26 protein-coding genes are annotated in these 22068 nt (G+C 32.9%); 25 read left to right on the forward strand and 1 reads right to left on the reverse strand.

All coding sequences use genetic code 11. The features are described 5' to 3' along the window. Together LQ617_RS01640 and LQ617_RS01645 are read left to right on the forward strand one after the other, a co-directional pair. Entirely contained in the window at positions 1–639 is a 639-nt protein-coding gene (locus tag LQ617_RS01640) for a CBS domain-containing protein (RefSeq protein ID WP_037588166.1), read from the forward strand. A 381-nt stretch (positions 640–1020) separates the two neighbouring features. Further along, complete coding sequence (locus LQ617_RS01645) at positions 1021–2007, forward strand: YpdA family putative bacillithiol disulfide reductase (RefSeq protein ID WP_025907077.1); 987 nt, start codon at positions 1021–1023, stop codon at positions 2005–2007. A gap of 45 nt (positions 2008–2052) precedes the next feature. On the opposite strand, the gene LQ617_RS01650 is transcribed toward LQ617_RS01645, so the two are convergent. Further along, on the reverse strand, positions 2053–3021 hold the full coding sequence (locus LQ617_RS01650; protein WP_119594078.1) for an asparaginase: 969 nt from the start codon (positions 3019–3021) through the stop codon (positions 2053–2055). A 74-nt stretch (positions 3022–3095) separates the two neighbouring features. Here LQ617_RS01650 and cmk point away from each other — a divergent pair, with 74 nt between their 5' ends. From cmk to bshA, 23 genes are all read left to right on the forward strand, one after another. Then, positions 3096–3749, forward strand: coding sequence for a (d)CMP kinase (gene cmk, locus LQ617_RS01655; RefSeq protein WP_025907081.1), 654 nt, complete (start codon positions 3096–3098; stop codon positions 3747–3749). Between the two features lie 78 nt (positions 3750–3827). Continuing rightward, complete coding sequence (rpsA, locus tag LQ617_RS01660) at positions 3828–4985, forward strand: 30S ribosomal protein S1 (protein ID WP_037588164.1); 1158 nt, start codon at positions 3828–3830, stop codon at positions 4983–4985. A 127-nt stretch (positions 4986–5112) separates the two neighbouring features. Continuing rightward, on the forward strand, positions 5113–6423 hold the full coding sequence (der, locus tag LQ617_RS01665) for a ribosome biogenesis GTPase Der (protein WP_025907085.1): 1311 nt from the start codon (positions 5113–5115) through the stop codon (positions 6421–6423). Between the two features lie 19 nt (positions 6424–6442). Continuing rightward, a complete protein-coding gene (locus tag LQ617_RS01670; RefSeq protein WP_159315641.1) occupies positions 6443–7447 on the forward strand; it encodes an NAD(P)H-dependent glycerol-3-phosphate dehydrogenase in 1005 nt (334 codons plus the stop codon). Between the two features lie 17 nt (positions 7448–7464). Beyond that, the gene (locus tag LQ617_RS01675) at positions 7465–7671 is read left to right on the forward strand and encodes a DUF2768 domain-containing protein (protein ID WP_025907089.1); all 207 of its coding nucleotides are present in this window, start codon (positions 7465–7467) and stop codon (positions 7669–7671) included. Next, positions 7664–8389 (forward strand): hypothetical protein, encoded by a 726-nt coding sequence (locus LQ617_RS01680; RefSeq protein ID WP_239739332.1) that lies wholly within the window; start codon positions 7664–7666, stop codon positions 8387–8389. Before LQ617_RS01675 ends, LQ617_RS01680 begins: the two co-directional genes overlap by 8 nt. A gap of 127 nt (positions 8390–8516) precedes the next feature. Further along, entirely contained in the window at positions 8517–8789 is a 273-nt protein-coding gene (locus LQ617_RS01685) for an HU family DNA-binding protein (RefSeq protein WP_016912122.1), read from the forward strand. 131 nt (positions 8790–8920) lie between these two features. Next, on the forward strand, positions 8921–9391 hold the full coding sequence (locus tag LQ617_RS01690; RefSeq protein WP_025907097.1) for a hypothetical protein: 471 nt from the start codon (positions 8921–8923) through the stop codon (positions 9389–9391). Positions 9392–9431: 40 nt separating this feature from the next. Continuing rightward, positions 9432–10136, forward strand: coding sequence for a demethylmenaquinone methyltransferase (locus LQ617_RS01695; protein ID WP_025907099.1), 705 nt, complete (start codon positions 9432–9434; stop codon positions 10134–10136). 12 nt (positions 10137–10148) lie between these two features. Beyond that, the gene (locus LQ617_RS01700) at positions 10149–11111 is read left to right on the forward strand and encodes a polyprenyl synthetase family protein (RefSeq protein ID WP_232157835.1); all 963 of its coding nucleotides are present in this window, start codon (positions 10149–10151) and stop codon (positions 11109–11111) included. A gap of 75 nt (positions 11112–11186) precedes the next feature. Next, the gene (gene ndk, locus LQ617_RS01705; protein WP_037588159.1) at positions 11187–11639 is read left to right on the forward strand and encodes a nucleoside-diphosphate kinase; all 453 of its coding nucleotides are present in this window, start codon (positions 11187–11189) and stop codon (positions 11637–11639) included. A gap of 610 nt (positions 11640–12249) precedes the next feature. After that, positions 12250–13416, forward strand: coding sequence for a chorismate synthase (gene aroC, locus LQ617_RS01710; protein ID WP_204252633.1), 1167 nt, complete (start codon positions 12250–12252; stop codon positions 13414–13416). A gap of 8 nt (positions 13417–13424) precedes the next feature. Beyond that, a complete protein-coding gene (aroB, locus tag LQ617_RS01715; protein ID WP_481816967.1) occupies positions 13425–14498 on the forward strand; it encodes a 3-dehydroquinate synthase in 1074 nt (357 codons plus the stop codon). Between the two features lie 15 nt (positions 14499–14513). Continuing rightward, on the forward strand, positions 14514–15752 hold the full coding sequence (locus LQ617_RS01720; protein ID WP_037588157.1) for a tetratricopeptide repeat protein: 1239 nt from the start codon (positions 14514–14516) through the stop codon (positions 15750–15752). 12 nt (positions 15753–15764) lie between these two features. After that, on the forward strand, positions 15765–16301 hold the full coding sequence (locus LQ617_RS01725; protein WP_239739335.1) for a YpiB family protein: 537 nt from the start codon (positions 15765–15767) through the stop codon (positions 16299–16301). Further along, positions 16301–16732: a DUF2487 family protein gene (locus LQ617_RS01730; RefSeq protein WP_239739337.1), complete on the forward strand. Its 432-nt coding sequence runs from the start codon at positions 16301–16303 to the stop codon at positions 16730–16732. Before LQ617_RS01725 ends, LQ617_RS01730 begins: the two co-directional genes overlap by 1 nt. Before the next feature lie 289 nt (positions 16733–17021). After that, positions 17022–17525 carry a Rieske (2Fe-2S) protein gene (locus tag LQ617_RS01735; protein WP_037588153.1) on the forward strand — a complete coding sequence of 168 codons (504 nt, stop codon included), beginning with the start codon at positions 17022–17024 and terminating at the stop codon, positions 17523–17525. A gap of 13 nt (positions 17526–17538) precedes the next feature. Then, the gene (qcrB, locus tag LQ617_RS01740; RefSeq protein ID WP_016912349.1) at positions 17539–18213 is read left to right on the forward strand and encodes a menaquinol-cytochrome c reductase cytochrome b subunit; all 675 of its coding nucleotides are present in this window, start codon (positions 17539–17541) and stop codon (positions 18211–18213) included. A gap of 37 nt (positions 18214–18250) precedes the next feature. Beyond that, positions 18251–19039, forward strand: coding sequence for a menaquinol-cytochrome c reductase cytochrome b/c subunit (locus tag LQ617_RS01745; RefSeq protein WP_037588151.1), 789 nt, complete (start codon positions 18251–18253; stop codon positions 19037–19039). 58 nt (positions 19040–19097) lie between these two features. Then, positions 19098–19691, forward strand: coding sequence for a DUF1405 domain-containing protein (locus LQ617_RS01750; protein WP_239739339.1), 594 nt, complete (start codon positions 19098–19100; stop codon positions 19689–19691). Positions 19692–19744: 53 nt separating this feature from the next. Further along, the gene (locus LQ617_RS01755; protein WP_037588148.1) at positions 19745–20431 is read left to right on the forward strand and encodes a zinc metallopeptidase; all 687 of its coding nucleotides are present in this window, start codon (positions 19745–19747) and stop codon (positions 20429–20431) included. Positions 20432–20611: 180 nt separating this feature from the next. Beyond that, positions 20612–20926 (forward strand): nucleotide pyrophosphohydrolase, encoded by a 315-nt coding sequence (locus tag LQ617_RS01760; RefSeq protein ID WP_204258505.1) that lies wholly within the window; start codon positions 20612–20614, stop codon positions 20924–20926. Between the two features lie 19 nt (positions 20927–20945). After that, the gene (gene bshA, locus LQ617_RS01765) at positions 20946–22067 is read left to right on the forward strand and encodes an N-acetyl-alpha-D-glucosaminyl L-malate synthase BshA (RefSeq protein WP_049318836.1); all 1122 of its coding nucleotides are present in this window, start codon (positions 20946–20948) and stop codon (positions 22065–22067) included. The last annotated feature ends 1 nt before the right edge of the window (position 22068 follow it).

Consider the following 22068-nt stretch of genomic DNA (forward strand, 5'->3'; position numbering starts at 1 on the left):
ATGTATTTAACGAATATTATGATACCAAAGGAAAAATGTTATATCGCGAATCCGAAAGATACGATTCACTCAGCACTTGATAAATTAGAACATCATGGTATTGATGGGTTACCAGTAGTTGCTGATGGAAAGTATATTGGTATGATTACGAGATATAGTATTTTTAGACATTACTTCTTCAAAAAAGAAAATGTCTCAAGGGATGAATTTATTGAAAGTACTAAAATTGAAGAAATCTTAACGTTAGATTTACATTCATTAAATGCAAACCAAGTAGTAGAAGAATCACTACTTAACTTGCAAGACTTTCCAATATTAGCAGTTGTAAATGACGAAAAAGATTTTCTTGGTATCGTAACAAGATATGATGTAATGGAACAATTTAAATCAGCATTCGGCATGAAACAAAAAGGAATCCGTATTGCGATTACTTCTGTAGAAGCTGAAGGCAGAATTAAACGTTTATCAAGTATCATTGCTAAATTCAAACTTAATACAATATCATTTGTAACATTTGATGAAACAGATAAAATGTATCGCAGAATGATCATCAAAGTTGAGAAAACAAACAACTTAGAAAAATTCATTAAGTATTTAGGCAAAAATGGATTCAAAGTACTTGATGTATCAGAAGAATAAATTAAGAAAGAACCTGAACATGTGATGTGTTCAGGTTCTTTTCATTTTAATGGAGTTGAATATGGTGGTTCGGCAGCTGTTGTGAACACTTTCTCCTAAACTTGTTCGTAACGGGTGCCTTGTGAACACTTCTGCCCAAACTTGTTCATAACGACCCCAGTATTTGCACTTCTCACCAAACTTGCTAATAACGACCCCAGTATTTGCACTTCTGACCAAACTTGCTAATAACGACCCCAGTATTTGCACTTCTCACCAAAACTGCTAATAACACCTAGCCACGCTTCAATTCCAATCTTTTCATATAATCAGTTTCATTTTATTTTACTAATCTCGCATTATTGATATAATGATTGAGGATATTATAAGGAGTGAAAGTACATGCAAGAATATGAAAGCTTAATAATCGGTGGTGGCCCTTGTGGATTGAGTGCAGCAATCGAACAGAAGAGAAAAGGTATTAATGCTGTCGTGATTGAAAAAGGTAATGTTGTAGATGCTATTTATCATTATCCTACTCATCAAACATTCTTTTCTTCTAGTGATAAACTTGGTATTGGTGATGTACCATTTATCGTTGAAGATTTAAAGCCTAAAAGAAATCAAGCACTCGTTTATTATAGAGAAGTCGTTAAACATCACCAACTTGATGTAAGAACTTTTGAAGAAGTATTAGCTGTTAAAAAGGTTGATAATAGATTTTTAGTATCAACAACTAAACAAACGTATAAAGTGAGATTCTTAACAATTGCAACTGGTTACTACGGTCAACCAAACGAATTAGAAGTGCAAGGTCAAGAATTAAGTAAAGTAATGCATTATTTCAAAGAAGCACATCCATATTTTAATCAAGATGTTGTGATTATTGGCGGGAAAAATTCAGCTGTCGATGCAGCAATTGAATTAGAAAAAGCAGGCGCAAATGTAACAGTCTTATACCGTGGATCAGAATACTCTAAAAGTATTAAACCATGGATATTACCTAACTTTGAATCATTAGCAAAACACGAAAAAATCACGATGCATTTTAACAGTGAAGTAGAACGTATCGATGAAGACACACTTACATTTAATAAAGAAGGTAAGTCATATACAATTAAAAACGACTTTGTCTTTGCAATGATCGGTTATCACCCTGATTATAAATTCCTAGAATCTTGTGGTGTAGAAACAATTACAAATGAATTTGGAACTGCACCTTCATATAATAGAGATACAATGGAATCAAATGTTGAGAATTTATATATCGCTGGTGTTATAGCTGCTGGTAACGATGCTAACACGATATTTATCGAAAATGGTAAATTCCACGGTGGCACAATTGCACAAGATATTGAAAGAAAAAAGCAAACACCTTTAGAATCATAAAAACAACCATGTTATTGGACAATTAGCCAGTAACATGGTTATTTTTTAAGCGAAATATTCAACTAAATCTTCTTTAGACAAATGATTACTTAAACCAACAAGTAGTTTAAGACGTGCTTTTTGTCCATTTAATCCGTTTGATAAAATAATGCCCATTTGTTGAAGTTGGTATCCGCCACCTTCATATGCGTAAATACCGCCTACAATTCCATTGAATGAACGTGAAACCATTACAACTGGAATATCAGCATCGAGCAAGTTCTGAATTCCTTGTAATGCAGTTGGTGGCATGTTGCCTTGACCAAGGGCTTCTATAATTAGACCATCATATTGTTTTTCTACAAAGAAATCTAATAAATCGCTTGATAGATCCATATGAGCTTTTACAATACCTATTTTGATATTTGGATTGATGTTTGGATATTTTTTATATGGAAAAGGTTGATGATGGAATATGACATGCGTCTTTGTAACACTGCCAATTGGTCCGTAGTTTGGACTTTGGAAAGTACTTGTGTTTGACGTATGTGTTTTTGTTACATTTTTAGCTGTATGAATTTCATCATTAAATACAACCATAACCCCTTTATTTTGCGCATCATCTGTAGATGCTACTTTTAAAGCTGAAACATAATTGTATAGACCATCTGAACCTATTTCATTTGAAGATCTCATGGCACCTGTTAAAATAATAGGTAACTTCGTATCTATTGTTAAATCTAATAAATACGCCGTTTCTTCTAAAGTATCTGTTCCATGAGTAATCACAAACGCATCATATTCATCTTTATCAATTGATTCTGTAATAATATCTTTCAATTGATTAATATATTGATTATTCATATGTGGGGAAGGTACTTGGAATGGATTTATTTCTGTAATATCACCTAGAGATTGTATAAATGCTTGATGTCTATGCATCGGATGTTCAGTATTTGTTTCTACTTTACCTGTATCTTTATCTTCAGACATACTAATTGTTCCACCAGTATGTATAACTAATATTCTCTTCATTTCTTTCCTCCTATTCATATGATTATAATTTATGATAAAATATATAAGATTAAAGAACAAGAGAGGTTATACAAATGAAAAAAATAAATATAGCAATAGATGGTCCAGCAGCAGCTGGTAAAAGTACAATCGCTAAACTTGTAGCGCAACATTTTAATATGATTTATGTGGATACAGGCGCTATGTATAGAGCGATTACACTTTATTATATTGAGCAAGGTTCAGAAGACTTTGACCATCTTGTTAAAGAAATTGACTTAAAAATCGTATTAGATAACGGGCAACGTGTTATTTTAAACGGTAAAGATGTTTCAGAAAGAATCAGAGAAAATGATGTAACCGAAAAAGTTTCATATGTGGCCTCTAAAGAACCTGTTAGAACATTTTTAGTAGAAGAACAACAAAGATTAGCAGATGAGAAAAATGTCGTAATGGATGGTAGAGATGTTGGTACAACAGTATTGCCTGATGCAGAATTAAAAGTTTACATGATAGCATCTGTTGAAGAACGTGCTATTAGAAGATTTAAAGATAATGAATTACGTGGCATCGAATCTGATATCGAATCATTAAAGATTGATATTGAACGTCGTGACCAATATGATATGAATCGTGAAATCTCACCTTTAGTGAAAGCAGAAGATGCTATTAGTATTGATACGACTGGATTGTCAATTGAAGAAGTGACAAATAAGATAGTCGAACTTGCAAAAAGTAAAATGGTCTAAATAGTTCGAATTTCTTGACAATTAAGCCGCTTTATAAGAAGTTATTATTATGATATTTATTTAAAGGAGGCAATTTTGATGACGGAAGAATTCAACGAATCCATGATAAATGAAGTGCAAGAAGGTGACAAAGTTAAGGGTACTGTACAACAAGTAGAAGATAAACACGTAGTTGTGCATATAGTGGGTGGTAAATTTGATGGCATCATTCCAATTAGCCAACTGTCAACTCAACACATCGAAACAGCTAACGAAGTCGTCAATATTGGTGATGAAATCGAAGCATTCGTAACTAAAATCGAACAAAATGATGAAAGCGGACATTATATATTATCGAAACGTAAATTAGATGAAAATCTTTCATACGAAAAGTTACAAAAGATTTTAGAAGATGACGCAACAATCGAAGCTGAAGTAACTGAAGTTGTGAAAGGCGGATTAGTTGTTGATGCTGGTATTAGAGGCTTTATTCCAGCTTCATTAATCTCTGTAAATTATATTGATGATTTCTCTGACTATTTAGGTAAAGTATTAACACTTAAAGTTGAAGAATTAGATCAAACAAATAACAGAGTCATTTTAAGTCACAAGAAAGTTGAACAAGAAGCATTAAGTTCTAAAAAAGAAGACTTACTCAATAATATTTCACAAGGTGATGTATTAGAAGGTACTGTCGCTAGAATTGCGAACTTTGGTGCATTCATTGACTTAGGTGGCGTAGATGGACTTGTACATGTATCTGAGTTATCTCACGATCATGTTAAATCACCTGACGAAGTTGTAAAAGTTGGCGATACGGTTAAAGTTAAAGTACGTGCTGTTGATAGAGAAGCAGAAAGAATCTCTTTATCTATTAAAGACACGTTACCAAGCCCATTTGAACAAATCGATTCACAATTCACTGTTGGTGATATCGTACCAGGTAAAGTCGTGCGTTTAGCTCAATTCGGAGCATTTGTAGAAATCGCACCTGGCTTACAAGGTTTAGTTCATATTTCTCAAATTAGTCACGAGCACATTGGTAATCCTGATGAAGTATTAGAAAAAGGACAAGATGTACAAGTGAAAATTCTTGCTGTCGATAAAGATGAAGAAAGAATTTCTTTATCTATTAAAGATACAATCGAACAAGAAACTGATTTTGATGAATCATATTTAAACCAACAAGATACAGATGATGACAATCCTACTTTAGGAGATGTCTTCGGAGATAAATTAAAAGATTTTAAATTATAATATGTGTGTATATAAGAGACTGGAACATAATGAAATGTTTCAGTCTTTTTTAGTTTTTTAATTCGATAGGCTAAATAGTCATCATATGTTAAAATAGAAAGGATTATGAAAGAGAGGAAGTAGGTTTATGACGAAACCCATTATAGCAATTGTAGGTAAACCAAATGTAGGGAAATCTACAATTTTTAATAGAATTATAGGCGAGAGGGTATCTATCGTTGAAGATACACCTGGTATAACAAGAGATAGAATATATTCAAGTGGAGAATGGTTAACACATGACTTCAACTTAATAGATACAGGCGGAATAGATTTAGGTGATGAACCTTTCCAACAACAAATAAGAGCACAAGCTGAAGTTGCGATTGATGAAGCGGATGTTATTATCTTTATGGTTAATGGTCGTGAAGGCGTAACACAAGCTGATGAAATGGTCGCTAAAATATTATACAAATCAAATAAACCTGTCGTATTAGCAGTTAATAAAATTGATAATCCAGAAATGCGTAGTGAAATTTATGACTTTTATTCATTAGGATTTGGTGAGCCATTCCCAATCTCAGGTTCACACGGTCTAGGTTTAGGTGACTTATTAGATGAAGCGGCTAAACATTTCCCTGAAGATGACGAACCAGATTATGATGATGAAACAATTAGACTATCATTAATCGGTCGACCAAACGTTGGTAAATCTAGTTTAATCAACGCCATTCTTGGAGAAGAACGTGTTATCGTTTCACCAATTGCTGGTACAACAAGAGATGCGATTGATACAATATACACATATGATGATCAAGAATATGTATTAATTGATACTGCAGGTATGAGAAAGAAAGGTAAAGTATACGAAAGTACTGAAAAATATTCAGTATTACGTGCTTTAAAAGCCATCGAACGTTCTAATGTCGTACTTGTTGTGATTGATGCTGAAGAAGGCATTATTGAACAAGACAAAAAAGTTGCTGGATATGCGCATGAAGCCGGTAAAGCAATTGTCATTGTTGTTAATAAGTGGGATACAGTTGAAAAAGATTCGAAAACAATGAAAAAGTTTGAAGAAAAAGTTAGAGACAACTTCCAATTCTTAGACTATGCACCAATTGCTTTCGTATCAGCATTAGAAAAATCACGCTTAAAAACATTATTCCCATTAATTACAATGGCAGATGAAAACCACCGTAAACGTGTACAAAGTTCTACACTTAATGAAGTTATTACAGATGCAGTAGCGATGAATCCAACGCCAACTGATAATGGTAGAAGGTTAAATATTTTCTATGCAACACAAGTAGCGATTCAACCACCAACATTTGTAATATTTGTTAACGATGTTGAATTAATGCATTTCTCATACAAACGTTTCTTAGAAAATCGTATAAGAGATGCGTTCGGGTATGAAGGTACACCAGTTCATTTAATCTCAAGAAAAAGAAACTAATATTAAAGGATTGATAACTATGACAAATATAACTGTGTTTGGTACAGGTAGTTGGGGAACTGCTTTAGCAAATGTATTAGCAGACAACCAACATAATGTATTAATGTGGGGTAAGACTGAAACAACAATTAACGAAATCAACAAAGAACATAAGAATACAAAGTATTTAAATGAAAATATTTTAAATGAAAATATTAAAGCAACAACTGATTTAAAGGATGCTGTCCATCATGCATCTATCTTTATTATTGCTGTTCCTACAAAAGCCATTCGCGAAGTATGTGAAAATATTAATGAAATCGCTTATGGTAAAAAAGTATTCATCCATGTGTCTAAAGGTATCGAACCTGGTACTTTCAAACGTATTTCTGAAATGATTGATGAATCAATCGATAGCAAAATAAATGGCGGTATCGCTGTATTATCAGGACCAAGTCATGCAGAAGAAGTTGCGATAAAACATCCAACAACAGTTTCAGTATCATCAGAAAACGAAGAAGTTGCTCGTTTAGCTCAAGATTTATTTATGACGGATTACTTCCGTGTATATACGAACAATGATCTTGTCGGTATTGAAATAGGTGGCGCGTTAAAAAATATCATTGCACTTGCTGCAGGCATTACTGACGGAATTGGATATGGTGACAACGCTAAAGCAGCACTTATGACGAGAGGTTTAGCTGAAATTACACGTTTAGGTGTTAAAATGGGCGCTGATCCTATGACATTCTTAGGACTTGGTGGTATCGGTGATTTAATCGTTACTTGTACATCTGTACATTCACGAAACTGGAAATGCGGAAATATGCTTGGTAAAGGGGCTACATTAGACGAAGCATTAGAAGAAATGAATATGGTCGTTGAAGGTGTAAGAACAACAGAAGCTGCATACAACTTAGCGAAAGAATATGATGTTGAAATGCCAATAACATCAGGTTTATATAAAGTGTTATTCGAAGATTATCCAGTTTCTGAAGGTGTTAAAGATCTTATGGAACGTGACAAAAAGTCAGAGAATATTTAAGCAAGAGGGGTATTTAAATGTTTGATATATCAAGAATGGATTTAATGTGGGTGTCATTTTATTCTATTGGTTTTATGATTTTGGCAATTATACTCGTATATTTATCAAGATTTAAATTAAAAAATAAAATCATCAGTAGTATAACAATGTTTTTAGCAGTCATTTCTCTTATTATAGCTGGTATATTTATGATTGTTGTATTAGGTGGATCGAGCCATGCATAATTACAAAAAAATATCGATCTTATTAATATTGAGTACATTAATTTTGTCAGCATGCGCTTTTCCTAATAAAGAGAAAACAGAAAACCAAGTGCCAGCGAAAGACCAATTAAGTATGGTTCAAACAGCAGTAGATGAATATAAAAAGGCAAGTGGTGGATTATTACCTATCAAAGATAGAGATGATAGTTATTCATTATACTTAAAACACCCAGTTGACTTTAATAAATTAAAGCCAAAGTTCTTATCACAATTACCAGGTAATTCATTTGAGAACGGCGGTATTTATCAATATGTAATCATGGATGTCGACAAAGACCCTAAAGTGCATTTAATCGATTTAAGAACGTCAGAAGTTTTAAAGGATATTCGAATTCGAATAGATGCATCTGGTAAACCATTACAATTAGGTAAAAAAGTTGCACCTAATGTATATGAACTTGAATACAAAAAGTATGGATTCAAAAAACAGCCAACTGTTCCAAGTCCATATAGTAATGAAAGATTACCTGTCTATATGAATGGCGGAAATGATTTTGTTATTGATTATAGATTAGATTTAGCAAAAGCAATTAAAAAAGAAAAATCACTTCCTAAACCAGGTGAAGATATTCGATATTTATTATACAAAGATTCGCCGATATTACCGGCATATTCGCCTGAATTTACAATAAATAGTAAAAATGAGCCTGTTTTTAAATCAAAAGTGAAAAAATATTAATAAAAATATAGAAATTATGCATTTATAGCTTGTAAATCGTTGCAGTGGCACTGGTTGTTGTGTTAAAGTCTTATCATAATGGTATTTATACATATCATTAGATAACCTTTTGGGAGGTGAAATTGAAATGAACAAAACAGAATTAATCAACTCAGTAAGTGAAAAAGCTAATTTAACTAAAAAAGAAGCTGGTCTTGCTGTAGATGCAGTGTTCGAATCAATTCAAAAATCTTTATCTGACGGTGAAAAAGTACAATTAATTGGTTTCGGTAACTTTGAAGTACGCGAAAGAGCTGCTCGTAAAGGACGTAACCCACAAACTGGTAAAGAAATTGATATCCCTGCAAGCAAAGTTCCAGCTTTTAAAGCAGGTAAAGCATTAAAAGATGCAGTTAAATAATTGATTGTATCAAAGCCCTTTTTAAGGGCTTTTTTTATTTGTCTTATTTCTTTATATGAAATGAATATATGCATTTTCAATTCATTTAACTTAGTGTTAAGATATATAGGTGATATTGTTGAGGTGATAAGATGGATAAAATTGAAAAAATTTATAAAAAAGATATTTCTAATTTGTTAAAAGGTGTAGAGAATAGTAATGTACCTGTAGTTAATCCAATCATAGCTGACGTATTAGATGAAATGAACATCGATACTAATGCTAAGTTAGCTACATTATCTATTGATGCCTCAATGCGCTTTTTAAATAGAATAGGCGAGCCAAATGTTTCTAATCAAGATATCTTAATAGGTGATCTTGTTAGTGCATATTTTTATAAATGTGCTACATTAAATAAAGACCTCGTATTTTTAGATATTATGACTCAAGCAATTAGTAAACAAAATGAATTAAAACAAACGTTGGCTCATGATAAAATAAATCAAGATACAGCTATTATAAAAGAAATAGAATCAATCTTTATTACAACAGTGATTGATTACTACAAAATTAATATGGATAAAGAAACTTTGAAAGATCAAATTTATGCATATTATTATTAATGAATAACTACATTTTTAAACTTAAAGGAATGAATAATTAGTGGATAATAAATCGAAATCAGAACACGTACATGAAGTTTTCCAAAATATATCAGGTAAATATGATACATTAAATAATATCATCAGCTTTGAGCAACATAAAAGATGGCGTAAATATACAATGAAACAAATGGATGTTAAACCAGGTTCTAAAGCTTTAGATGTTTGCTGCGGAACTGCAGATTGGACTATTCAATTAAGTCACGCTGTTGGACCATATGGTGAAGTAGTTGGTATCGACTTTAGTGAGAATATGCTAGAAGTCGGTAAGAAAAAAACAGATAACATGGCCAATATTCATTTAATTCATGGTGATGCTATGAACTTACCATTCGAAGATAATGAATTTGATTATGTAACGATTGGATTCGGCTTACGAAACGTACCCGATTATAAACATGTCTTAAGCGAACTTAAAAGAGTCGTTAAACCAGGCGGTATGGTTGTATGTTTAGAAACAAGTCAACCGACAATGCCAGTATTCAAACAATTATATAGATTCTATTTCAAAAATATCATGCCACTATTCGGTAAAATTTTTGCGAAATCTTTAAAAGAATACAACTGGTTACAAGAATCTGCCGGAAACTTCCCTGGCAAAAAAGAATTAGCAGAAATGTTTGCTGATGTTGGTTACGAAAGAATTAAAGTGAAAAGCTTTACTGGCGGCGTTTCAGCAATGCATTTAGCTTACAAACCTAAATAACAAGGTGATTACATGTATGACAAAACTAAAATTCATATAAATAAAGAAGTAAAAGAAATAGAAAAACAATTGAATAGTTATATAAATAGTGATCAAAACACTATAAACGAAGCTTGCCAATATTTATTAACTTCTGGTGGTAAACGTATACGACCATTATTCACTTTAATTGCAAGTCAATTTGGCGAGCATTATTCAAGAGATGTAATCACTGTAGCAACTACATTAGAACTTATACATATGGCCAGTTTAGTTCATGATGATGTCATTGATAAAAGTGACAAAAGAAGAGGTAAACCAACTATAGCAAAGAAGTGGGATGTGCAAACTGCAGTTATTACGGGTAACTATTTATTATCTCAATCTTTAAATGCAGTAAGCCAAATAGAACATCCTAAGCTTCATGAACAATTAGCAAATGGAATAATCGAAGTGTGTCGTGGTGAACTATTCCAATTTGAAGATCAATTCGTATCAAATCAATCGATAACAAATTATCTACGCAGAATTAAACGTAAGACCGCATTACTTATTTCATTATCTACAGAACTAGGTGCATACGCTGCCCGTGCAGATGATGAAACTGTGAAGAAGTTAACTAAAATTGGATATTACATTGGTATGAGTTATCAAATAGTAGATGATATCTTAGATTTTACAAGTACTGAAAAGAAACTCGGTAAACCAGTTGGATCTGATTTAAGAAATGGACATTTAACTTTACCAGTCTTATTAAGAATGAAAAATTCTAAAGATTTTAAAGCAAGCATTAATGAACTACAACCAGATAGTCCTTCAGAAGTATTTGACGGGTTAGTTCAAGAAATTATCAAATCACCAGAATTACAAAAATCTAAAGAAGTGAGTAACCATTATTTACAAAAAGCAGAAAATTTAATTGATACATTAAATAATGAATCAGGGAAAAAAATGCTATTGGAAATAATTGTGAAAATAAGAGATAGAAACCACTAGAAAGCGCTTGCAAGTATGCGTAGTCAATGATAAACTTATCTTGGATTTACATAAAACAAAGGTAGGGATTACGCAATGGAAAGAACTTTTTTAATGATTAAACCTGATGCAGTACAAAGAAACTTAATCGGTGAAGTCGTTTCACGATTAGAAAGAAAAGGCTTAAAATTAGTTGCAGCTAAATTATTCCAAGCTAGTGAAGAATTAGCTAAAGAACATTATGCTGAACACGTTGAGAAACCTTTCTTCAATGATTTAGTAAGCTTTATTACATCAGGACCAGTATTTGCAATGGTAGTAGAAGGTAAGAATGTAGTAGAAGTAACAAGAACACTTGTTGGTGAAACAAACCCTACTAAAGCAGCGCCAGGTACGATAAGAGGGGATTATGGTATCGATTTAGGCAGAAACATTATTCATGGATCAGATTCAAACGAATCAGCAGAACGTGAAATTGGTCTCTGGTTTAATCAATCAGAACTAAATGATTATAAATTAAACAATGAAAATTGGGTTTACGAAAAATAAATACAATAGAGAAGTAGTTCAACAATTTCTTGTTGAACTACTTTTTTGTTAGGAGGCGGAAGTGGGGTGACGCCGTGAGTGTTTACGGGTATTCTCGGGGCGTTGACTGAAATTCTCGGGCGTTGTGAACACTTTCGCCCAAACTTATTCGTAACGAGGGTCTTGTGAACACTTTTGACCAAACTTGTTCGTAACGAGGGCGTTAGTTACAAAACTCGGCTCAAGTGTTACTATGGACCACCTTAATTACAAAATTACTGAGAATTGTAATTACTGGTCTCCTTATTTGCACTTCTCACCAAATCTGCTAATAATGGCACCAGTATTTGCACTTCTAGCCAAACTTGCTAATAACGCACCCAGTATTTGCACTTCTCACCAAACTTGCTAATAACGGTACCCAATATTACCACCGCACAATATACAAGCTAATAAAAAAACCTGTATTTCCACCTCACAACCGACATGCTCTGAACAACATATAATTCACACTTATTTAAAATCAAAAAAATCTAAAACTTTGTTAAACTATTCGTCTGTTTTTGTTAATTTAACGCGCTAAATATGATATGATTAATTTTATATTTAATTAACAGTAGGGAGAGATAATATGCGTTACTTAACATCTGGTGAATCACATGGACCACAACTAACTGTCATTATAGAAGGTGTACCAGCAAACTTGAAAATTGACGTAAACGAGATTAATGAAGAAATGTTTAAACGTCAAGGTGGATATGGACGCGGTCGTCGTATGCAAATTGAAAAAGATTCTGTAGAAATCGTTTCAGGTGTGAGACATGGTTATACATTAGGTAGCCCTATTACACTCATCGTTAAGAATGATGATTTTAAACATTGGAGAAAAATTATGGGCGCTGACCCATTAACTGAAGAAGAATTAGAAAATATGAAAAGAGTTATCACTAAACCGAGACCTGGCCATGCCGATCTTGTTGGTGGTATGAAATATAATCATAGAGATTTAAGAAATGTACTTGAACGTTCTTCTGCACGTGAAACAGCTGCAAGAGTTGCTGTTGGTGCAGTTTCTAAAATTTTATTAAAATCTTTAGATATTGAAATTTATTCAAGAGTTATTGAAATCGGTGGCGTTAAAGACGATTATGAATACACACTTGAAGAAGTCAAACAAAATATTGACCATAATGATGTACGTTGTATTAATGATGACGTAGCTGAAAAAATGAGAAATCGTATTGATGAAGCTAAAAAAGATGGTGATTCAATCGGTGGTATCGTAGAAGTAGTCGTTGAAAATATGCCTGCTGGAATTGGAAGTTATGTTCATTATGACCGTAAACTTGATGGTCGTTTAGCACAAGCAGTCGTAAGTATTAACGCATTTAAAGGTGTTAGTTTCGGTGAAGGCTTTAAAGCTGCTGAAAAACCAGGTAGTGAAATACAAGACGAAATTGCTTACGATAGCGAAATCGGCTACCATCGTTTATCAAATCACTTAGGTGGACTTGAAGGCGGTATGTCAAATGGTATGCCAATCGTCATCAATGGTGTTATGAAGCCAATACCTACATTATATAAACCATTAAACTCTGTAGATATCGATTCTAAAGATAGCTTTAAAGCGACAATTGAAAGATCAGATAGTTGTGCTGTTCCTGCTGCAAGTGTTGTTTGTGAAAATGTTATCGCATTTGAAATTGCAAAAGCTTTAACTGAAGAATACCAATCTAATCACATTGACCAATTACAAGAAGCTATTAAGAATCATCGTAATTGGAACTTAAACTTCTAGGTGATGAAATGATTTTTGAAACAACATATACTAACAACAACTATCCGATAATATTAAAGCAGAACGCACTAGCTGAACTTAATCAATATCTTAAAGCAGATGAACAAAATATTGTATTAATTGACCAAGATGTTTATAGATTTCATAAAGACTATATTAAGTCGCATCTTAAAGATCAAGATATTAAATTTTTAACGGTTATGAGTGGTGAAGCTTGTAAGCAAATGTCATATTTTGAATCGCTCAGCGAAAAGCTCTTATCAATGAATATCACAAGACAATCTCAACTTATCGCTATCGGTGGTGGCGCAACTGGAGACTTTGTTGGTTTTCTAGCTGCAACTTTGTTACGTGGCATTGATTTTATACAAGTTCCTACAACACTTTTGGCACACGATTCAGCAATCGGTGGAAAAGTGGGCATTAATGCATCGGTCGGTAAAAATTTAATCGGTGCATTTCATAGACCACGCGCTGTTATATATGATATAAATTTCCTAGAAACATTGCCGCATATTGAAATACGAAGTGGTTATGGTGAAATATTTAAACATGCCATTTTAAATAGTGAAGCCGACACACTTCATTTAATGGATGTTTATCCTTCTATAAAAGAATTAGCGCAATTGAAAAATATAGAAGATTATTTAAAAATGGGCATCGAAACTAAATTAAAAATTGTGATTGAAGATGAATTTGAAGGTAGCGTACGTAAACATTTAAATTTAGGACACACTTTTGGACACGGTCTAGAATACTTAACAAAAATTGCTCATGGTGAAGCTGTGATGATCGGTATTCTTTTCCAGAAAGTGATAAATAAAAATAGAAATATGTACGATAACACATCAAGTGTGCATCTGTTCATTAATTATTTAAAAGAATTAGGCTACCCATTAAACGTCTTAAATCATGCTGATATTGAACAAATTTTTGAATATATGAAAAAAGACAAAAAGAATATTGGACAAACAATTCAAATGGTTTTACAAAATGGTGAAGCTTCATTTACAATTGAATCCGTTTCTAAAGAAGAAGTATTAGATGCATTTAAAGAACTTAAATCTCTAATAAATGAATAGAAGGAGTCCTTTAACATGGAAGATGTATATAAAGTAATTGACGATATTCACATGAAGAATATCGAACATTTAGATGAGAAAGTAAACAGAGTTCTACAATCTGACGACCACGACGCATTATTTATGTTAGGTGAAACATTATATAAATATGGTATTGTCGATCAAGGCGTTAAAATATTCGAAGAACTTTATTTACTTTATCCTGATGAAAATGAATTGCTTGTTTATTATATAGAAGGGCTAATCGACCAAAACGACTTAGATAAAGCGCATGAAGTATTGTATAACAGCCCTCATTCTACAGAGAAATTGATGCTTGAGGCTGATTTATACCAACAACAAGGCTTATTTGAAGTAGGTATAGAGAAATTACTTGAAGCAAAAGAAATGGAACCAGATGATATTGTGATTACATTCGCTTTAGCTGAAATGTACTATTATGATGGTCAATATTTAAAAGCAATTTCTAACTATGAAACAATCACACAAACTGGTGAAGATATTATTAATGGTATTTCGATTTATGCACGAATGGCAGACGCAAGTTTACAAAGTGGTGCATACGAAGAAGCAATCAAATATTATGAAAATGTATCTGAAATGGATATGACAGCTGAAGATTATTTCAAACAAGCAATTAGTTATCAAAAAAATGATTTAACAAGAGAAGCAATTAAGCAACTTGAAAAGTTATTACAAAAAGACCCAGACTTTATGCAAGCTTACCATTACTTATTGCAAATTTATGAATCAGAAAAAGATTATGAAAAAGCAATAGAAATCGGTAAAGAAGGGCTACGCTTAAACGCATATTATAAAGAACTTATGACAGATACTGCTAGACTAATGTTAACAACAAACGATGAACATGGTGCAATACTGTTACAAGATGCATTAACAGTTGATCCTTCTTATACTGAAGCTGCCATTATACTTGCTGATTATTATCGCGAAAAAGATAATATAACAGGTCTTATTAATTTATTAACATATGTTGATCATGAAGATATAGACCCTGTAGTAGCTTGGCACGTTGCATATGCATTCGGTGAAGAAGAAAGAGATAAAGAAGCTCAACACTTCTATGAATTAGCATATCCAGATTTAACACAAAATATTGATTTCTTAAACGACTATTACCATTACTTAATTGAGATCGGTCATGTCGATAACGCTAAAAATATATTAGAATCTGTTCGCAAACTTGATCCTGAAAATCCATATTGGGACCAAGAATACGAAAGATTATTATAAGTAGGGTTAATTATGAATCATACATGGTTAAACTATGAAAAACAGCGATTTATTGAATATATTCTATATCAATACGATTTTAAAATTGCTGAAAGTGTATGGATATTAAATTTATTAAAAACTAGCCCTAAATATTTATCTAACATTTCATTTGTCAATGAATTTTCAGATGAACGCATACTGTCCATTAGTACTGAACAATCTAAACAACTGCCTTTACTTTATTGTAAAGATCGGTTCTGTATAGAAGATGGTCGACAAATCTTCCACGATATTCGACTCGATAATACACATTTAAATGTACTTTTATATTTGAACAGAAATGATGATCGACTGAATAAGTTGCTGTTGTTACAAATGCTTGTTGATTATTATGGAGATGACAAAGATATTCGTGCTTTAAATAATAACAATACACACGGACTAGGACATTGGCGTAAACTCATCAGTAATGAAATAGATAAATCTTTAGATAATAACGACCAAGACATGTTTATAGAAATGTCTAAAATATTACAATTCATTAATGAGTTGGAGGAACATCGATAATGTTATTTAATCATGTTGACTTAAAAGAATTAAAAAACAACTTAGAATATATCGATACAGCCATCATTCCTGTATCAAATATTGATATGAATCATCAATTATTAACATCATGCGACCAAAATGAAACAGTTCAACTTGTTGGTATGTTAGCAGAAAAACAATTTAAAGGTAGATTACTACTTACACCAACATTTTTCACAAGTGGTAATCAATACGATCACGTCGTATCTTTTATACAAAGTTTAAAAGAGTATGGCTTGAACAATATAATTATTTTAAGCAGTGATCAAGTAGAACTTAGTGTCGATCACGAACTGTATAAAGTAAACACGATTCCAATGGGTGACTTAGACGATGATATGAAACGCACACTCATCGAAGACGAAGTCAAACAATTTATGAAGTTTATCATTAGAACATGGAATAAATAGTAGGTAGATGTATATCCGTAACAAATCTTAACTCAATAAGATTTGTTGCGGTTTTTTTATTTCCAAAATACAATTGTCCTTTCTATGTGGAAAATAGGGTTATTTTCACAGTTTTTTATCAATATTTTCGCCATTATAATAAAGCCTTTTCATTTTTTAAAAAATTCCTAGATAAAAGGTTAATAAATAAACATTTAAATTGTGACAAAGCGTTGACCGTCTTGAAATAATAGGCTAAAATTAAGTTGTCCTAGTTATAAAAGAACGATTAATAGAGGGGGGAATCTAAATGAGCCAACGTGTCACACGACGCCAATTTTTAAACTATTCATTGATGGGTGTTGGGTCATTTATGGCTGCTGGTATGATTTTACCTATGGGTAGATTTGCGCTTGATCCTGTATTCAAAGCTGATGCACAAGGCGATTTGATTGCTACAGGCGTAAAGGAGTCAGAACTTGGTAAAGAGCCTATTAAAGTGGACTTTAAATTCGAGCAAGAAGATGCTTGGTACACAAGTGAAGTTACAGAATTTGCTTGGGTGTACAAAGATGGAAATGAAATCGTAGCATTATCACCAGTCTGTAAACATTTAGGATGTACAGTACAGTGGAATGGCGATAAATCAAATCCTAATCAATTCTATTGTCCATGTCATAACGGTCGTTATGAAAAGAACGGTAAGAATATTCCAGGTACGCCGCCATTAGCACCACTTGATCAATACGAAGTAAAAGTTAAAGGTGGCATTATTCAAATCGGTAAAAAGCACGAGAACGAATTAGCTAAATAAGGAGGGATTAACAATGATAGATAAAATCTATGATTGGGTCGATGACAGACTTGATATTACACCAATTTGGCGAGATATTGCTGATCATGAGGTGCCAGAGCATGTTAACCCTGCTTATCACTTTTCAGCTTTCGTTTATTGTTTTGGTGGTCTAACGTTTTTCATTACAGTAATACAAGTTTTATCAGGTATGTTTTTAACGATGTACTATGTTCCAGATATCGTTAATGCATGGAAATCAGTTTACTATCTACAACACGATGTAGCTGCTGGTGTTATCGTACGTGGTATGCACCATTGGGGAGCAAGTTTAGTAGTAGTAATGATGTTTTTACATACACTTCGTGTATTCTTTACAGGATCTTATAAACAACCTAGAGAATTAAACTGGGTTGTCGGTGTATTAATATTCTTCGTAATGCTTGGATTAAGTTTTACTGGTTATTTATTACCATGGGATATGAAAGCACTATTCGCAACAAAAGTAGGTTTACAAATTGCAGAATCTGTTCCTATCATTGGGCCGTGGGTTAAGACATTACTAGCAGGGGATGCAGAGATAGTTGGTGCACAAACTCTAACTCGTTTCTTTGCGATACATGTATTCTTCCTACCAGCTGCACTATTCGCGTTATTAGCAGCACACTTTATAATGATCAGAAAACAAGGTATTTCAGGTCCACTATAAAATTAACGTGAATAAATGAAAAAGGAGGTCATGCGACATGCATCGCGGTAAAGGGATGAAGTTTGTTGGTGATTCAAGAATAAAGTCATACGACAAACCGAAATTAAATCGAGATTATTCAGAATTTCCAGGTCGTACAGAAAGTTTCTGGCCTGACTTTCTACTAAAAGAATGGATGACTGGTGCGGTATTCTTAATCGCTTACTTATGTTTAACAGTCGCTCATCCATCGCCACTTGAACGTGTGGCAGATCCATCTGATACTGGTTATACACCATTACCAGACTGGTATTTCTTATTCTTATATCAAATACTTAAATATTCATTCGCATCTGGTCCTTATAACACATTCGGAGCAATTATCTTACCAGGTATCGCATTCGGTGCTTTATTATTAGCACCTTGGTTAGATAGAGGCCCTGAACGTAAATGGACAAAGAGACCATTTGCTTCTGGATTTATGTTAATCGCAATTGCAATCTTATTCTATACAACATGGGAATCAAGTTATTACCATGATTGGAAACAACAAGCTAAACAAGGTGAAATCGTCTTCTCTAACTTAGACAAGTCAGACCCAGTTTATACTGACATCATCAAGTCAAACTGTACAAGTTGTCACGGTGGTGAGTTAACGGGTGGACAAGGTCCAAACTTAGTTGAATCGAAATTACCTAAAGAGGGCGTTAAAGGATTCGTAGAAAATGGTGCAGGTAAAATGCCTAGCTTCAAAGATACACTTTCTAAAGATGAAATTGACAAAGTTGCTAAATACGTTGCAGATTTACATGAAACAGATGCAAACGGTAAAGAATTGAAAAAATAATTAAATTTGAGCCTGGGGCATATGACGTGCCCTGGGCTCTTTTCAAAGGAGTAATAAAATGGAATTTTGGAGATATGTAATGGGACAGAAATCTATTCTCATTACGCTATTTATCGCAAATCTTCTCGGCACCATTTATGGTTACATATGGTATGGCAGTCAATTACTTGATAGCAAATGGTACTTTTGGCCATTAATACCCGACAGTCCAACAGCAACATTATTCTTAGTGATTGCGATAGCTGCAATCTATTTCAATAAACATTTAGGTTTGTTTGAATGTTTAGCATTTATTACATTAATTAAATATGGTGTATGGGCGGTTGTTATGAATATATTTGTAATGATTCATTTCGATCAACTTGTTCCAATGGCAATTATGCTGATGACTTCACACGGCATTATGGCTATTCAAGCATTGATGTTCTATCCTTTATTCAATATTAAAAAGTGGCATATTGTTGTAACAATGATTTGGGTATTTCACAATGATGTTATTGATTATGTGTATCATCAATATCCCGTATATAGTATGTTAAGTCAGTATGAGTCACATATAGGATACTTTGCTTTTTGGCTAAGCGTTATCGCTTTTCTGTTATTACTATATTTCCAAAAAAACATCAAATTACGTTCAAAATATTTGACGTAAGAGCCGTCACTCCGTAATATAATAAATAACAGGGATAAAAAGGAGGAAGTTATTTGTTTTCATATATCATATATTTTATTATCATTATGATTGTCCCTATGTACTTCCAATTTAGAGTAAAATCAACATACAATAAATACTCAAGAGTACGTTCAACAAGTGGGAAGACGGGTAAACAAGTTGCAGAAGAAATTTTAGCTGCAAATGGAATTCATGATGTAGAAGTGTTACAAGGTGAAGGATTCTTATCAGATCATTTTGATCCAACTAAGAAACGTGTTGTATTATCACCAGCAAACTATCAACAACCAAGTGTTGCGGGTACAGCAATTGCAGCACATGAAGTAGGACATGCTATTCAACATGCTCAAGGATATGGATTCCTTAAATTTAGATCAGCGCTTTTACCGCTTGCTAATTTAGGAAGTTCGTTATCATACATTATCATTTTAGCTGGTATCGTATTAACAGCAATGAGTAGTACATTCGGTACAACATTATTATGGGTTGGTATCGTATTTATGTCATTCGCTGTATTATTCTCAATCATCACATTACCAGTTGAATTCGATGCAAGTAAACGGGCAATGCGACAAATTGAAAAATTAAATATCGTTAACCAACAAGAATATAGACATGCTAAAAAAGTATTATCTGCAGCTGCTATGACATACGTTGCAGCAACAGCTGTAGCCGTAGCTGAATTAGCAAGATTTATTCTAATGGCACGTAATAATTAATGAAAACATTTTAATACCAATAAAGTCTTTTGACTTTGTTGGTATTTTTTATTTTTAAATATATATGAGGTTTGTAGATATAAGCTTATTACGTTGTCATTATGCATGATTATCATATATAATTTTATTATGTGAGTTCTTTTATATAAAGATATAAAAGATATGTAGGGAGGAAATTTTATGGACATGAAAGAGATGCAACATGAAGTTGATCAATATATTTCTCAGTTTAAAGCAGGTTATTTTTCGCCTTTAGCAAATTTAGCGAGATTAACAGAAGAAGTTGGAGAACTAGCTAGAGAAATTAATCATAGTCATGGTGAAAAGAAAAAGAAACCAACTGAAGAAGACAATACAATTGAAGCTGAATTAGGCGATAATTTATTCGTCTTAATTTGTTTAGCAAATTCTTTAGACATAGATTTAAATAAAAGTTTCCAAGATACGATGAATAAATTCAATGCAAGAGATAAAGATAGATTTGAACGTAAATAAGTCATAATGGAGGATTAATATGAAAATCGGTATAACTTGTTATCCATCAATGGGGGGCTCAGGTATTGTTGCAACTGAGCTTGGTTTGGAAATGGCGAAAAGAGGTCATGAAATTCACTTTATAACTTCTAATATGCCTTTTAGAATGAGAGAGCCTGTTCCAAACGTAACATTTCATCAAGTTGACGTAAATCAATATTCTGTATTCCAATATCCACCATATGATATTACATTAAGTGCTAAAATTGCAGATGTCATTAACGATTACGACTTGGATATATTACATATGCACTATGCTGTACCGCATGCAATTTGTGGTATTTTAGCACGTCAAATATCCGGAAAAGATGTCAAAATCATGACGACGTTGCATGGAACAGATATTACAGTATTAGGTTATGATACGTCATTACAAAGTGCCATTCGATTCGGAATTGAAAAGAGTGACGTTGTAACAAGTGTCAGTGATAGTCTTAAACAAGAAACATATGACATTATAGAGCCTGATAAAGAAATCAAAACAATATACAATTTTGTTCAAGAAGAAAGTTTCCCACAAATTTATAATACAGATTTAAGAAGCCGTTATGGCATAGAAGAAGATGAAAAAGTCATCACGTTTGTATCAAATTTTAGAAAAGTCAAGCGTGTGCCTGATGTCGTAGATACGTTCTACAAAATTAACAAACAAATTAAATCTAAATTATTACTCATCGGTGATGGTCCAGAGTTACAAGTGGCCAGAGAACAAATTAAACAACTTAATATAGAAGACCAAGTTCTATTTTTAGGTAAACAAGATGAAGTGAATATCTTCTATCAAATGTCTGATTTAACGTTGTTATTAAGTGAAAAAGAAAGCTTTGGACTTGTATTACTTGAAGCTATGCTTACAGGTGTCGTGCCGATTGGTACAAATGCAGGTGGCATAAAAGAAGTCATTAAAAACGGTGAAACAGGTTATACGGTTGATGTCGGTGATACGGATAAAGCGAGTGAATATGCGGTCAAATTATTAACAGATTCAGAACTTTATCGCAAAATGCAAAACGCTATGATTCAAGATGTACGTGAAAGATTCTCATCTAAGGTGATAGCTGATCAGTACGAATCTTGCTACAACGATATGTTAGGAGAATAAT

Origin of the sequence: Mammaliicoccus sp. P-M59, from assembly GCF_022386135.1 — a bacterium.
GTDB lineage: Bacteria > Bacillota > Bacilli > Staphylococcales > Staphylococcaceae > Mammaliicoccus > Mammaliicoccus sciuri_A.